Source organism: Brevibacterium senegalense (assembly GCF_000285835.1).
GTDB classification, from domain to species: domain Bacteria; phylum Actinomycetota; class Actinomycetes; order Actinomycetales; family Brevibacteriaceae; genus Brevibacterium; species Brevibacterium senegalense.
Window position 1 is genome coordinate 175867 of the sequence record NZ_HE978603.1, and the last position, 14948, is coordinate 190814.

Sequence of the window (14948 nt, forward strand, 5' to 3'; positions counted from 1 at the left end):
CAGCCGCGGGGCCGACCCGACCGGAAGGTCAGTCCAGCTCGCGTCCCGTCGTGTCGTGCGCGAGGACCGCCATGAGGATGATCGCGATGACGACGAGTCCGCCGGTGAGCGCGAAGGTCCACGTGAGCCCCAGGACCGGCCACAGGAACGAGCCGAACACCAGCGGGGCGATGCCCGTCGCGACGCGGGAGGCGGCGGACGCCCACCCGAACCCGGAGGCCCGCAGGCTCGTGGGGTAGAGCTCCGACACGTACGTGTAGAGCGTGGGGATCGCGATCTGGATGAGGAAGCCGAAGACCAGGATGAGCGTCTGCGCGGTACCGGACAGCTCCACCCCCGATGCCTCGAGCACCCACGAGAAGCCCACGAGTGCGGCGGCCGCGAGGATGGCGGACAGTCCCAGCTGCCACTTGCGGCCGATCTTCTCCACCAACAGGGCGGAGACGACGACGCCCACAATGCCCACGGCGGTCATCTGACCGGTGACGATGAACGCGGCCTCGTCCGCCAGCCCCTGCGTCTGCAGGATCTTGGGCAGCCACGTGAGCGCCGCGTAGTAGAGCAGCAGCACGGAGACGAAGAGGGACCACGCGACGAGTGTGAGCGGGGTCGACCAGCGCCACAGGTCCGCGATCTGGCCGGTGATCGCCGCGAGCTTCCCGCGCCAGGTGCCCGGGGTCGCTGCGGGAGGCGCGACCTCTGCACGACGCCACTGGGTCACCTCCGCGCCGGTCGCCCGCACGAGCCTCCGCACGATCGCGTCCGCCTCCTCGTGCCGGCCCACGCTCGCGAGGTACATGGGCGACTCCGGCACGAACAGGCGCACGCCGAAGACCAGCAGGGCAGGCAGGATCATGATGAGCATGACCGCACGCCAGTCGGAGAAGGAGATGAGCCAGGCGGAGACGAAGGCGCACAGGGTCGCCCCGATCGGCCACCAGCCGTCCAGGGCCGTGAGCACACGACCGCGGTGCTTCGCCGGGGAGAACTCGCCCACCAGCGCGTAGTCGACGGGGATGCAGCCGCCCAGACCGAACCCCGCGAAGAACCGCAGGAGGCAGAAGATCCAGATGTTGGGGCTCAGCGCCCCCAGCGCGGTGAAGATCGAGAAGCACAGGAGGGTGAGCGTGAAGGCCTTCTTCCGCCCGATCCGGTCCGCGATGCCGCCCCACACGAACGCGCCCACGGCCATGCCGATGAGGTTGACCGTCGCGATCCACGCGGCTTGGCCGACGGAGAGGCTCCAGTGGTCGCTCAGCAGCGGGATGAGGAACCCGTTGAGGGCCACGTCCCAGGCGTCGAACATGAAGCCCAGGCCGCCCACCAGGAAGATCGAGCCCTGGACGCGCCAGCGCCAGGGGAGGTCCGCGATGACGTCCGCGGTCGTCGGCAGAGCGGAGCCGACGGTGGCTGTGCCCGCACCTGCGCGAGCCTCTGAAGATGACATGCGTGCGACAGTACACCCCCTTTTTCGCGCTTCTGCGAAAAAGGGGGTGACGCGTGCCGCATCGTGATCATTCTGTGACCAAGACTCAGTCGTGCCCCACGGGTTCGTCGTCGTGGCCCACACGGTCGTCGTGCACGCCGGAGACCCACTCCGCGTAGCGCTCCGCAGACTCCGCGATCGCCCGCGCTCCGTCCTGACGGGTCCGCTGGCCGAAGCTGCCGTAGATGCGCTCGACGGGCAGGTCCGCGACCCGCTGGGCGATGCCGCGCACGGCACCGGCGGAGAGCGGGAGGTAGTTGGGGAACGACCGCATGAAGGTGACCCACCCCTCCCGGGCGACGGGTGAGATCGAGTCGCTGCCCAGCAGGACGAGCGCCCCGTCGCGGGCCTCGAAGGTCACCACGCAGCTGCCGGGGAAGTGCCCGCCCACGCGGCGGACGCGGACGCCTCGCAGCACCTCCGCCTCATCCTCGAACTCCGTGACGTGCGGCGAGGGACGCTGCACCCACGACCGGTCGCGGCGGGCGACGAGGATGCGGGCACCCGCGAACGCCTCGCTCCACGCGACCTGCAGCCCGTGCATGTGGGGGTGGCTCGCGACGATCGCGTCGATCCCGCCCAGCCCGGCGACCGCCGCCACGGCCTCGTCGTCGAGGTACGGGGGCACGTCGAAGAGGACGTTCCCCGAGGACGTCCTCACGAGGTAGCACGTCTGCCCGATCCCGGTGCGCGGCTCGACGCGCAGGGAGTGCAGACCCGGCTCCACCTCGTCGAGGACGATCCGCCGTCCGGACTCCGCGAGTTCACCCGTCGTCGTCCACACCTGGCCGCCACGGGGGACGAACTGCCGCTCGTCCTCGCAGATGGGACAGACGGAGGGGAGCGGGTCCGCCGCCTCCACGCCGCACGCGGCGCAGAGCGTGAGATCTGCTCTCATGGGACCCACTCCCCTCCTCCGGACCGCAGCGGTCCGGATGTCTCCGTCAGCTCAGGCCAGCTGCACCATCCAGCCGGCTGGGGCCTCGGCGCGGCCGTACTGGATGTCCAGCAGAGTGCGGCGGACGTTCATGGTGACCTCGCCGGGCTGCTCGCTCTGGGTGAACGACCAGCCCTCGGCGGCGAGGCTGCCGATCGGGGTGACGGCGGCGGCGGTGCCGCACGCGAACGCCTCGACGATCGTGCCGTCCGCCGCGCCCGTGCGCCATTCGTCGACCGTGATGGGCCGCTCCTCCGGGGCGAGACCCAGCTGCGGCGCCAGGTCGAGGATCGACCGGCGGGTGACGCCGTCCAGGATCGTCTCCGACACCGGCGGGGTCAGCAGCTTCCCGTCGGAGGTGACGAGCATGAGGTTCATGCCGCCCAGCTCCTCCAGGTGCGTCCCGTCGGTCGCGTCCGTGAAGAGCACCTGGTCGCAGCCCTTCTGGCCGGCCTCGATCATCGCCGCGGTCGACGCCGCGTAGTTGCCGCCGTACTTCGCGAAGCCGGTGCCGCCCTTGCCCGCGCGCTTGACGTTCTCCGACAGCCAGATCCGCACCGGCTTGACGCCGCCGGCGAAGTAGGCCGCCGCGGGCGAGGCGATGACGTAGTAGTCCGCCTGCTGCGTGGGGCGCAGACCCAGGAACCGCTCGACGGAGATCATGAACGGACGCAGGTAGAGGCTCACCTCGTCCTGGTCGTCGCGCGGGGTGGGCACCCAGTCCTTGTCCTGCTCGACCAGTGCGCGGAGCGAGTCCAGGAAGTCCCCGTCGTCCATCTGCGGCAGAGCCATGCGCTCCGCCGACCTGTTCATGCGCTCCGCATTGCGGTCGGGGCGGAAGGTCCACACCGAGCCGTCGGCATGACGGTAGACCTTCATGCCCTCGAAGATCTCCTGCGCGTAGTGGAGGACGGCCGCCGCGGGGTCGATCGACAGCGGGCCGTACGGGACGACCTCGTGCCCGTGCCAGCCCTGCTCCGTCGTGTAGCGGATGTGGGACATGTGATCCGTGAACTGCGTGCCGAACACGGGAGCACCCAGAATCACATCGCGCACAGACGGGGTCTGCGGCTGCGGATTCTTCTGGAGTGCGAACGTCGTCATTGCGTCCTTCTCTCTCTGCGAGATGGTGTGTGGTTGCGGTCACTCTAACGCAGGGTCGCCTGCGGACCCCACCCCGCTCCGCAGGTGGGCGGAGCGCTGGGAGGGGCTGGGGAGACCGGACCGGCTGCGGCCTCGGGAGCGGTGTTCCCGAGGCCGCGGCCGGGTGCCGTACGAACGGGCCTCTCAGGCGAGGCGGGACACGATGGCGTCCCCGACCTCGGACGTGGTGCGGGGGGCGTCGCCGCGGGAAGCGAGGTCGGCCTCGACGGCGGCCTGGATGGCCTGGGCGACCCGCGTGAGGCCCAGGTGCTCCGCCATGAGGGCGCCGGAGAGGATGCTGGCCGTGGGATCGGCCTTGCCCTGGCCGGCGATGTCCGGGGCCGAGCCGTGGATGGGCTCGAAGAGGCTGGGAGCCGTGCCCTCGACGTTGATGTTGCCGCTGGCGGCCAGCCCGATGCCGCCCGTCACGACGGCGGCCAGGTCCGTGACGAGATCGCCGAAGAGGTTGTCCGTCACGATGACGTCGTAGTCCTCAGGCTTCGCGACCATGTAGATCATGGCGGCGTCCGTGTGCTGATAGGTGACTTCGACGTCCGGGAACTCCGGCGCGATCGACTCGACGGTGCGGCGCCACAGGTGGCCCGCGTGGACCATGACGTTCGTCTTGTGCAGGTAGGCGAGCTTCTTGTCGCGGGCCTGCGCGCGCTCGAAGGCGTAGCGGACCGTGCGCTCGACGCCGTAGCGGGTGTTGACGGAGACCTCCGTCGCCATCTCCTGCGGAGTGCCCTCGCGCAGCGTGCCGCCCTGGCCGGTGTACGAGCCCTCCGTGCCCTCGCGGACGACGAGGAAGTCGATGTCGCCGGGGTTCGCCAGGGGCGAGGCGACGCCGGGGTACAGCTTGGAGGGGCGCAGGTTGACGCCGTGCTCCAGGCCGAAGCGCAGCTTGAGAATGATGCCGCGCTCCAGCACGCCGGAGGGGACGGACGGGTCGCCGCACGCGCCGAAGAAGATCGCGTCGAAGTCGCGGAGGCGCTCGAGCTCGTCGTCCGTGAGGGTCTCGCCGGTCTCGTGCCAGCGGCGGGCGGACGCCTCGAACTGCTCCGTCTGGAGGGTCGCGTCCGTGCCGGTCACCTCGATCGCGCGGGACAGGACCTTGAGGCCCTCGGGGACGACTTCCGTGCCGATGCCATCACCGGGCATCACTGCGATCTTGAACGTGGTCATGGAAGGGATCGTAGCGGCGCGGTCTCATCATTCGACTGGGGATCTCGAGTCGTGGGATTGGCGGGATTCCGAGGGCGCGGACGCGCGCGTCCGCACCCTAGACTCGTTCTCATGTCGACACCCCCCATCCGGAATGCCCGTGCCGCGTCCCTGCCCGCCAAGCTGTCCCGCACCTGGCTGCTCGTCAACGCCGTCAAACCGCAGCTGTTCGAGCCGGCCCAGCGGTCGGAGGCGGACTCCGTCATCTTCGACATGGAGGCGGCCGTCCCGGATGAGGCGAAGGACGAGGCACGCGACAACGTGGTCCGGGCGCTGTCGGAGCTCGATCCGGACAGCGGGGAGCCGCAGATGACGGCATGGGTGCGGATCAACGACGTGAAGTCGAAGTACTGGGAGGACGACCTGGCGGCGCTCAACGGGCTGCCCGGGCTGCGCGGCCTCATGCTGCCCAACACGGAGGCGCCCGAGCAGGTCACGTGGACGGCGATGAGGGGCGGTGCCGGCGTGCCGGTGCTGGCGCTCATCGAGACGGCGATCGGCGTGGAGAACGCGACGGAGATCGCGCGGGCGCCGGGCACGTTCCGCCTGGCGCTGGGCACGAACGACCTGCGCAAGGACACCGGCATGTCCGACGATCCGCTGGCGCTCGCGTACGTGCGGTCGCGGCTCGTCATCGCGTCGCGGGTGGGCGGACTGCCCGGAGCCATCGACGGGCCGTCCGGGTTGGGCGCCACCGATCAGCAGCTGCGCGACGACTGCGCGTGGACGATCAAGATGGGCATGGCGGGCAAGCTCACGCTGTCGCCCTCGTTCACCGCGACCATCAACGAGGCGCTGGCCCCGTCCGAGGACGAGCAGCGCTGGGCCCGCGAGCTGCTCCTGGACGCGGAGGAGGGCGCGGAGATCACCGACGGCTCCTACCTGCCGCGATTGGCGCGCGCCCGGAAGATCCAGGAGCTCGCCTCGTCGTACGGCCTCTGGAACGCGTGATCGGCGAGGGGCGGGTCAGGCAGGATCGGGCCAGGCAGGATCGCGTCAGGTGGGGTCTCGTCACGTGCTGTTGCGGTGGGTGACCTCCGCCTCGAGCCGATCGAGGAACTCGCGCATGTTCGTCGAGCGCGTGACGCGGAAGTAGGCCCAGCCGACGTCGCGGAAGAGCCCCTCCCGGCGTATATCCGAGTCCCACTGGCGCGCGTCCGTCCGGTGGTGGTCGCCCTCGTACTCGATCGCGATGCGCAGGTCCGGGTAGGAGAGGTCGGGATGGAACGTGATCCCGGCGATCACGACCGGGTGCGCCACCCGAGGCTCCGGCAACCCGTTTGCCACGATCGTCCGGCGCAGCTGGGTCTCCTGCGGTGAGCCGACGTCCGCGCGCACATACGGGAGGACGCGCAGCAGCCGAGCACTCCCCCGGAAGCGCGGCCAGTGCGGGACCGCCGCGAGCAGCTCTTCGGGAGTGACGGAGGGCGTGCCGTGCCAGTGACCGCACACTCCCTCGAGGAGCTCGAGCAGCTGGACGTCGGAGAGGCCGTCCGCGATGTCGCGGAGGGTCTCCGACAGACCAGTGAGGCGGATGCCGTACGCGTCGAGGACGTCAGACACCTCGTACCGATGCGACACGACCTCGCGACGGCGCACGGCGGACACATCCGTCGTCAGGTGAATCTGGTCACCGCGTTGCATCCGGCCGGGAAGCACCCACCCGTGCAAGAGCGCAGCTGTCCCGTGTGATGCCACAGCCTCGGGGCGCGAGAGCTGAAGCGCCGCCACCCGAAGTCGGACGCCCATCCAGCGTTCGTCGGCCCATCGTGGGACGTCGACCGATACCTTCCGCGTCGGGTGGGCGACGACTCCGCGGACGACCCGAGTGAATCCGGCACGCCGAGTCAGATGGAACGGCGTGAGACCCAAGTCCTGGATCGTCGAACTGTGCACCAGTACCGGCACCTCGACCCGACGGAGCGGTTGCGAGTCGCGCAGAGGATGCTCGGTCGGTCGTTCCATGCGCCTGACGCTAGCCTTCTGCATCAGCTCGAATACGTCCTCGCTCACCGCTGTGGATCCGCATGTCGCACTTCACACGTGTGTGTACGCAGGGCGCCAGACACGGTGCGCACGACATATCGCTGCGAAAGACGCACTGCGCCGTGGCACTCAGCCGATTGAGTGTGCAGTTTGTGGATTGAGTGTGCAATCCACGCACCTGAACGGTGCTGAAAGTGACTCACTCAACAACGGAAGTGCACAGTCAACCGCGCACTTCTCCACGCACGACCGTCCGGACGTGTTCAGTGTTGCGCTGCATGCACTGCGGCCCGCCTGCGCAGCTCCGTCTCGCGGACGCTCACACAGCACCAACTGCGCACCTCGTAGACTGCACGTGGCGATCGATCGCTCGCACAAGGATGTGTGCGGCGGGAAGAGGAAGCGAGGAGCGACATGGGTGTTCTGTATCTGGTGCGGCACGGACAGGCGTCGTTCGGAACGGACGACTACGACCGTCTCTCCGACACGGGGCATCAGCAGGCCCGCATCACCGGCGCACATCTCGCGTCCCTGGGTGTCCGTCCCACTCGCATCATCCACGGGTCCATGCTCCGCCAGCAGCAGACGGCCCAGGGCATCCTCGAGGGACTGGGCGCCGTGAGTGCTCCGGAGACCCCCGGGGCGATCGGCACCGCGGAGTCCGCACTCGCGCAGACGGATCCGGGCACGGTCGTCCGGACGGGCCCCGGTGCCACGGCCCACTCGGACCCCGGCACCACCATCCCAGCAGAGGCGCCCCCTCTGTCCACGACAACCACAGACGACACGAGCCGCACGAACGCCACCGCCATCCCCACGCGCCTGGACTCCGGCTGGAACGAGTACTCCGCATGGAGCATCACCGGTGCTCTCACGGACACGGACCCGCGAGCCGCACATGACTCGCGGGTGTTCCAGGACGAACTGGAGCGCGGCATCGCCCGGTGGGCGGACAGCCGGAACGACGGGGACTACGAGGAGACGCACTCCGCCTTCACGACACGGGTCGACCGTGCCTTCGACGACGCACGCGCGGCCACCGGCAGCGGGGAGAGCACACTCATCGTCTCGAGCGCCGGGTCGATCGGGCGGACGGTCTCCCGCCTCATGGGCGGCGACTTCGACCAGTGGATGGCGTTCACCCGCGTGACGATCAACACCGGCATCACGAAGATCGTCACCGGCCGCGGCGGAGTCAGCCTCGTCTCGTTCAACGAGCACACCCACCAGCAGCCGGAGATGGTCACCTACCGCTGACACGCGAACGGCCCGGGGTCGCGGAGCGCCGACGCGCTGTCAGCACCGCACAGCCCCGGGCCGGAGGCTCAGACTCTCCCGGTCCTCATTCCTTCCGGCGGCCGAAGCCGAAGTGCTTCTTCTCCCCCGGTTCCTGGCCGCGCTCCTGACCACGGCCCTCACGCGACCGACGATCGAAGACCCCGGTCGTCCGGGAGATCCTGTAGTCGATCCTTTCGTCGACACGCGAGTCGACCTGTCCACCGAACGCATCATCGAAGTCGTCGGCCAGCTGGCGGCTGAACCGTTCGTACCGCGCCCGCAACTCGATCTCGTCCCGGCGCTTCTGATCCTGGCTCAGATTCCGGAACGTCGCCCAGCACATGAGCAGGAGGATCACGCTGAAGGGCAGCGCGGTCGCGAGCGACCCCGCCTGCAGCGCGGTGAGACCGCCGGACAGCAGCAGCCCGATCGCCAGCAGCCCCTCGAGCATCGCGAACAGGACGCGTGACCACGTGGGCGGGTTGGGATGACCGCCGGAGGCGAGCATGTCCACCACCAGCGAACCGGAGTCAGAAGACGTGATGAAGAAGATCGAAACGAGGACGATCGCGATGACCGACAGGATCGACCCCAGCGGCAGACCGCCCAGCATGTCGAACAGCGCGGCCTCCGGGATGACACCTTCGACCGGATCAACGAGGCCCGCCTCTCCGAACAGCTGGCGGTGCAGTCCCGCACCTCCCATGATCGCGAACCAGATGAAGCCGACCGTCGTGGGCACCAGGAGGACTCCGGCGATGAACTGGCGGACCGTGCGGCCGCGCGAGATGCGCGCGATGAACACGCCGACGAACGGAGCCCATGCCATCCACCAGCCCCAGTAGAAGATCGTCCAGGACGCGGACCACGCCGCACCGTCCTCACCGGTGTAGGCACCGGCGTCGAAGGTCATCCCCAGCACTTCAGCCAGGTAGACGCCCACGGACTGCGCGAGGTTCTGGAAGAGGAACAGCGTGGGCCCCAGCAGCAGCACGGAGATCAGCAGGATCCCCGCCATGCTGAGGTTGATGTTCGACAGCCACTTGATGCCGCGTCCCAGACCGGAGATGACGGACGTCGTCGCAAGGAGGGTGATGATGACGACGAGGATGACGAGCAGCGTGTTGTCCACGCTGTCCACCACGCCCATCGCCATCATGCCGGACGAGATCTGCTGGACGCCCAGGCCCAGCGACGTCGCGATGCCGAAGAGGGTCCCGAAGACGGCCAGCACATCGATGAGGTCGCCGATCCATCCCTTGACCCGCTCGCCGAAGATCGGCTCCAGCGCCCACCGGATGGAGACCGGACGGCCGCGGCGGTGGATCGCATAGGCCAGCGCCAGTCCGATGACGGCGTAGCAGGCCCACGGGTGCAGACCCCAGTGCACGAAGGTCTGCGCCATGGCCAGCAGCGCGACCTGACTCTCGCTGCCCGGCAGGACCGAGGTCACTCCGTCCACCGTCTCCGTGCCCGGCCAGCCCGGCTTGGGACCGCTCGTGGCGAAGGTGAGCGGCTCGCCCACGCTGTAGAAGACGAGGCCGATGCCCATGCCGGCCGCGAAGAGCATCGCGAACCACGACAGGACGCCGAACTCCGGCTTCTCCCCGTCACGGCCCAGCGTGATCTTGCCGAACCGGCTGAACGCGATGATGATCGCGAACACGATGAACACGGCGATGACGATCTGGTAGAACCAGCCCAGGTTCGTGACGATCCAGTTCTGCGTGCCCGTCAGGGCCGTGTCCGTCGCGTTCGGGGCGATGATCGCGAAGAGTGCGAACCCCAGGACGAAGATGAGCGAGGGCCAGAACACCCGCGGCGCGATGGTGCCCTTCCCCAGCCGCACGCCCTGCTTGATGAGCTTGGCGGTGATCTCCTCGTCGGTGTCGGAGTCCTTGATCTTCATCCGGGGGTGCACCTCCCCGGTGACGACCGTCTGCGCGCCGTCGGATGGCGGTGCACTGTCCGGCTCCGCCGCGATCGGCGTCTGGGTCTCACTCTCGTTGTCAGCTGAGACCGCAGTCCCCGCCATCTCTGTCGGTTCTGCTTCGTGCTCCGGGTTCGCCATCGCGCCTCCCTGTCGACTGCAGCGATCCGCGGCGTCGTACTGCGCGGACGTCCGCTGGGGGTCGCCGGAATCGCATGGAACTCTCCCCAGTCAATCAGAGATCCGCCAGGTTGGCAGGATTCGGGGCGCTGTCAGCACCCTGCGGAACCCTGCGACTCCCCCTCACACGGCCAGCAGCCCCCGCACCGTCTCGACCACCTGGACGCCCGCCAGGACGGTGAAGAGGACGAGGCACAGGACCAGCACGGAGTTCGACAGCCACCCGTTGCGCAGCGACGCCGCCACGGATCCGCGGTTCAGCAGGATCAGCAGCAGCACCGCCAGGATCGGCAGGATGAAGGAACTGATCGCGGCGTACACGAGGACCAGCGTCACGGGCCGGTCGTAGCCCAGCACCCGCTCGACCGTCAGCAGCCCCAGGGTGCAGACGGTGAGCCAGACCAGCGCGATCTTGAACTCGACCGCCTTCGCGGACATCGCGAACCGGGGCTCGTCCTGATGCGGGTACCGGCGGATGACGCGCAGGCAGTCGCCGGTCACGTACGCGATGCCCTGGAAACCGCCCAGCAGGCTCGAGTACGTCACGCAGAAGAACGCCAGCAGGAACAGCACCCACGCCCACGCGCCCAGCTGATCTCCGATCAGATCGCCCACCTGGAACACCGCGTCGTTGCTCTCGATCGTGTGCCCCTGCCCGAACAGCCAGAACGCACCCACGACGCTCATCGCGACGGCGAACACGCCGATGAGGATGTAGCTGAACGCGAGGTCCACGCGCACGACCCTCTTCCACGTGGGCCCGCTCCACCGCTTCTCCTGCACGAAGTACGTGTAGGCCATGATGCCGGTCGCACCTCCCACACCGCCGATCAGCGACAGCACCGCGAGCGGCGAGTCGCTGGGGTACACCGGCACGATCGTCTGCACCGCGGTCCGCTGCGCGTCGCCATCGCCCAGCGACCCGATCGCCAGGGACACGATGCCCAGGAACATGAGGATCGCGAAGCCCACCATCGCCTTCTCGACCGCGCTGTATCGCCCGATCCACAGCAGCACCACCGCGGACGCGACCAGTACCAGCAGGGTGGGCCAGAAGGGCAGCGACGGGAACAGCGCCTGCACGACCAGCGTCGTGATCGCCGCGACACCGGCGCCGAAGAACAGCCCCACCAGCAGCTCTGCGATGAGCAGGAGCACGGGGAACAGTCGACCCCCCGCGTCCGTCGCATGTGACAGGAACGACCGGTCCGCCGTCAGCTGCAGGCGCGCGATCGCCTCGGACAGCCCGTACTTGAGCAGCAGTCCCACGACGAACACCCAGACCAGTGCCAGTCCGAACTGGGCTCCGGAGTTGAGCGTCGTGACCATGTCGGAGGCGCCCACGCTCGCCAGTGCCAGCACGATGCCGGGTCCCAGCATCCGCACGTACCCGGTCCACCGGGTCGGTGCGACCGGTGCCTCCGCCGCCGAGGCCCCGGCCGGCACGGTCTGCCCCGCACCCGCCGCTCCCCCACCGTGGGTCGCGGCACCTCCACCGGCCCCGGTTCCTGCGCGGGTCGCGTCCTGCTCTGCCATGTCGTCCGTTCCTTCCGATCCTCTGCATGACGGAGCGGCCGGGTCGTGTGCGATCCGGCCGCTCCGTGCTGCTCAGCTGTCGCGCATTCTGCGCGGGGGCTCAGTCCTCCGTCAGGTTGACTGCGGCCGCGTGCGCGGCGTCCGCTGCGGCGGCGACGGTCTGCACGATCTCCGCCGTGACTTCGGAGTCGACCGCCAGGACGGACAGTGCGTTGCCGCCCTCGGAGGCGCGCGACACCTGCATGCCGGCGATGTTCACGTTGTTGCGGCCCAGCGACTGGCCGAACATGCCGATGACGCCGGGACGGTCGACGTACTCGAAGATGAGCAGGTGGTCCGTCAGCGTGATCTCGAGTTCGAAGCCGTTGACCTCGACGAGCTTCTGCACCTGCTTGGGGCCGGTGAGCGTGCCGGACACGGACACCTGCGCGCCCGAGGCCGTCGTCGCCACGAGCGTGATGACGTTGCGGAAGCCGTCGGCCACGCTGGAGGTCGTGAGCTCCGTGTCGATGCCGCGCTCCTCCGCCAGCACGGGTGCGTTGACGTAGGAGACGGGGACGTCGACGCGTCCGCGGAACAGGCCCTTGAGGGCTGCGAGCTTGAGGGCGCCCACGTCCTTCGACGCGATCTCGCCCTTCACCTCGATCTTGAAGTGGGTGACGGTCTCCGTCAGCGCGGCGACGATCCGGCCCAGTCGCTCGGTGAGCGGAATGCCGGGGCGCACGTCCTCGTCGATGCGGCCGCCGGCCACGTTGACCGCGTCCGGGACCAGTTCGCCGGCCAGGGCCAGGCGGACGGAGCGGGCGACGGCGACGCCGGCCTTCTCCTGCGCCTCGTCCGTCGAGGCGCCCAGGTGCGGGGTGACGTTGACGGCGTCCAGCTCCATGAGCGCGGAGTGCTCCGGCGGCTCCTGGCTCCACACGTCGATGCCGGCGCCGCCCACACGGCCGGAGGCGACGGCCTCGGCGAGGGCCTCCTCGTCGATGATGCCGCCGCGGGCCACGTTGACGACGCGGACGCCCTGCTTCGCCTTCGCCAGCTGCTCGCGACCGATCATGCCGATCGTCTCCGGCGTCTTGGGCATGTGGACGGTGATGAAGTCCGAGGTGGCGACCAGTTCGTCCAGGTCGACGACCTTGACGCCCATCTGAGCGGCGCGCGAGGCGGAGATGTAGGGGTCGTAGCCCACGAGGTTCATGCCGAACGAAGCGGCGCGCTCGGCGACCAGACCGCCGATCCGGCCCAGGCCCACGATGCCCAGCGTCTTCTCGTACAGCTCGACACCGGTGAGGCGCTTGCGCTCCCAGCGGCCCTCCTTGAGGGAGGCGTGGCCGGCACCGAAGAAGCGGGCGGACGCCAGCAGGTGCGTCATCGTGAGCTCGGCGGCGGAGATGATGTTCGAGGTGGGCGCGTTCACGACCATGACGCCGGCAGTCGTGGCGGCGGGCACGTCGACGTTGTCGAGGCCCACGCCCGCGCGGGCGATCACCTGGAGGCGGGGCGCTGCGGCGATCGCCTCGGCGTCCATCTGGGTGGCGGACCGGACGAGGACCGCGTTCGCCTGGGCGAGCGCCTCCAGGAGTGCGGGGCGGTCCGTACCGTCGACCTGGCGCACATCGAAGTCGGGACCCAGGGCCTCGACGGTGGCGGGCGACAGGTTCTCGGCGAGCAGCACGACGGGCTTGGACACAGTTCTCCTCCTGGAGCGTCTTCGCGGATCACCCCACTGTAGTGACTCCGGCTCTCAGGTGCGCGCGGGGGTTCACATCGTGAACGACACGCCGCCCTGCTCGAACCCACCGCAGCCCCCGCACAACCCTGCGTCTCTTGTCATAGTGTGTGTGACACAGTATCGTGCTGTGCATGGCCACCCCCGACCCGTCCGTCCAGCAGGACGCCCCCGATGCCCTCGCCCTCCACCTCCAAGAGGTGCGACGCGGCACCGTCGTGCTCGCGTGCCTCGTCGCCTGCCGGCGGCCGCAGTACGGGTACGCGCTGCTGGAAACGCTCGCGGAGGCCGGGATCCAGGTGGAGGCGAACACCCTCTACCCCCTCCTGCGCAGACTCGACAAGCAGGGCCTGCTGACCGCCGAGTGGAACACGGACGAACCCCGTCCCCGGAAGTACTACACGCTCACGGACGCGGGCTCCCGCGTCGCTGACGAACTCCGCACCGAATGGCTGGCCCTGACCGCCAGCCTCACCGACCTCTGGAAGGACTCCACACCATGAGCACCCTCACCGACAGGTATGTGGGCTCCGTCGCCCGGCGACTGCCGGAATCCCAGCGCGACGAGGTCGTCGCCGAGGTCCGCGCCATGATCGCCGACATGCTCGAGGCCCGCGCCGAGGCCGTCGACCCCGATCCCGAGGCCGCCGACCTCGATCACAGCCGATCCCCCGGTCTCCCCCACCCGGACCCCGCCGCCGAGGCCGCGGTCCTCGAGGAGCTCGGGTCACCCGAGTCCCTGGCCCGGGAATTCGCACGCACGCCTCAGCACCTCATCGGACCGCGGTTCTACCGCACGTATCTGTGGGCGCTCACGTGGCTCCTGCCCACCGTGGGTGTCATCACGCTCGTCGCCAGCGGCCTCGCCCACTCACTCACCGTGCACCCGGTGGAACTGGGCGGCCTGCTGGGCACCGCGATCGGACGGACGGTGTCCGCGCTGCTGACCGTCTTCGCGGTCCTCACCCTCGTCTTCGCGCTCGTCGATCGGGCGGAATCCGGCACAGCACCCGGCAGGTCTCCGCGCCGGTGGACCGTCGACCAGTTGGAGGAGATCGCGCCATCGGGCAGCTCGGTCCGCGGAGACGGGATCGTCTCCCTCATCCTCCTCGTCCTGCTGGCCGCGCTCCCGCTCGTCCCCACGACGTTCCTCTACGTGGGGCATTTGAACGACGGCGAGCCTTTCGTGAATCCGGATCTGGGCGTGGGCTGGTTCGTGGGCTACTGGGCACTGCTCGCCGGCCTCGCCGCGATCGCGGCCGTCCACGTCGCCACGAACCGGACGACGGCAGCCACACGGATCGCGACGATCGGGGTGGACATCCTCATGGCGGCATTCCTCACCGTCGCGCTCCTCACTCAGGAGGTCATGCATCCGGACCTGGGGAACGCCTCCCTCCTCGACACGGAGGTCTGGCTCATCCCGCTCATCTGGGTCCTCACGGCCTGGAACATCGTGAGCACCCTCCGCACGCATCGGGCCGCGGCCACCGCCGGTGACTGAGTCCGGGCGGAGATC

The 14948-nt window shown here is 69.2% G+C and carries 12 protein-coding genes; 4 read left to right on the plus strand and 8 right to left on the minus strand.

Annotated elements, in window-relative coordinates:
• Nucleotides 1-28 precede the first annotated feature (28 nt).
• The 4 genes from HGBR_RS08550 to HGBR_RS08565 form a co-directional block, all read right to left on the minus strand.
• The gene (locus HGBR_RS08550; protein ID WP_019158920.1) at nucleotides 29-1447 is read right to left on the minus strand and encodes an MFS transporter; all 1419 of its coding nucleotides are present in this window, start codon (nucleotides 1445-1447) and stop codon (nucleotides 29-31) included.
• A gap of 85 nt (nucleotides 1448-1532) precedes the next feature.
• The gene (locus HGBR_RS08555; RefSeq protein WP_019158921.1) at nucleotides 1533-2384 is read right to left on the minus strand and encodes an MBL fold metallo-hydrolase; all 852 of its coding nucleotides are present in this window, start codon (nucleotides 2382-2384) and stop codon (nucleotides 1533-1535) included.
• A 51-nt stretch (nucleotides 2385-2435) separates the two neighbouring features.
• Nucleotides 2436-3527, minus strand: coding sequence for a branched-chain amino acid aminotransferase (locus tag HGBR_RS08560; RefSeq protein ID WP_019158922.1), 1092 nt, complete (start codon nucleotides 3525-3527; stop codon nucleotides 2436-2438).
• 183 nt (nucleotides 3528-3710) lie between these two features.
• The gene (locus HGBR_RS08565) at nucleotides 3711-4751 is read right to left on the minus strand and encodes a 3-isopropylmalate dehydrogenase (protein ID WP_019158923.1); all 1041 of its coding nucleotides are present in this window, start codon (nucleotides 4749-4751) and stop codon (nucleotides 3711-3713) included.
• 111 nt (nucleotides 4752-4862) lie between these two features.
• Here HGBR_RS08565 and HGBR_RS08570 point away from each other — a divergent pair, with 111 nt between their 5' ends.
• Nucleotides 4863-5741, plus strand: a complete 879-nt coding sequence (locus HGBR_RS08570) for an HpcH/HpaI aldolase/citrate lyase family protein (protein WP_019158924.1) — start codon at nucleotides 4863-4865, stop codon at nucleotides 5739-5741.
• Nucleotides 5742-5801: 60 nt separating this feature from the next.
• Here HGBR_RS08570 and HGBR_RS18850 read toward each other — a convergent pair whose 3' ends face one another.
• Nucleotides 5802-6389, minus strand: a complete 588-nt coding sequence (locus HGBR_RS18850; protein ID WP_147522398.1) for a hypothetical protein — start codon at nucleotides 6387-6389, stop codon at nucleotides 5802-5804.
• Nucleotides 6390-7190: 801 nt separating this feature from the next.
• Between HGBR_RS18850 and HGBR_RS20550 the strand changes: the two genes are divergently transcribed.
• The gene (locus tag HGBR_RS20550; RefSeq protein WP_019158926.1) at nucleotides 7191-8033 is read left to right on the plus strand and encodes a histidine phosphatase family protein; all 843 of its coding nucleotides are present in this window, start codon (nucleotides 7191-7193) and stop codon (nucleotides 8031-8033) included.
• Nucleotides 8034-8118: 85 nt separating this feature from the next.
• Here the strand turns inward: HGBR_RS20550 and HGBR_RS08585 are convergent, their stop codons facing one another.
• The 3 genes from HGBR_RS08585 to serA all read right to left on the minus strand — a co-directional run bounded on the left by HGBR_RS08585 (nucleotide 8119) and on the right by serA (nucleotide 13390).
• Nucleotides 8119-10125, minus strand: coding sequence for a BCCT family transporter (locus tag HGBR_RS08585; RefSeq protein ID WP_019158927.1), 2007 nt, complete (start codon nucleotides 10123-10125; stop codon nucleotides 8119-8121).
• 162 nt (nucleotides 10126-10287) lie between these two features.
• Nucleotides 10288-11700 (minus strand): Nramp family divalent metal transporter, encoded by a 1413-nt coding sequence (locus HGBR_RS08590; RefSeq protein ID WP_019158928.1) that lies wholly within the window; start codon nucleotides 11698-11700, stop codon nucleotides 10288-10290.
• 100 nt (nucleotides 11701-11800) lie between these two features.
• Complete coding sequence (gene serA, locus HGBR_RS08595) at nucleotides 11801-13390, minus strand: phosphoglycerate dehydrogenase (RefSeq protein WP_019158929.1); 1590 nt, start codon at nucleotides 13388-13390, stop codon at nucleotides 11801-11803.
• A gap of 173 nt (nucleotides 13391-13563) precedes the next feature.
• Between serA and HGBR_RS08600 the strand changes: the two genes are divergently transcribed.
• Together HGBR_RS08600 and HGBR_RS08605 are read left to right on the plus strand one after the other, a co-directional pair.
• Entirely contained in the window at nucleotides 13564-13932 is a 369-nt protein-coding gene (locus tag HGBR_RS08600; RefSeq protein ID WP_019158930.1) for a PadR family transcriptional regulator, read from the plus strand.
• A complete protein-coding gene (locus HGBR_RS08605) occupies nucleotides 13929-14933 on the plus strand; it encodes an HAAS signaling domain-containing protein (RefSeq protein WP_019158931.1) in 1005 nt (334 codons plus the stop codon). The genes HGBR_RS08600 and HGBR_RS08605 overlap by 4 nt, the downstream gene beginning before the upstream one ends.
• Nucleotides 14934-14948: the final 15 nt, after the last annotated feature.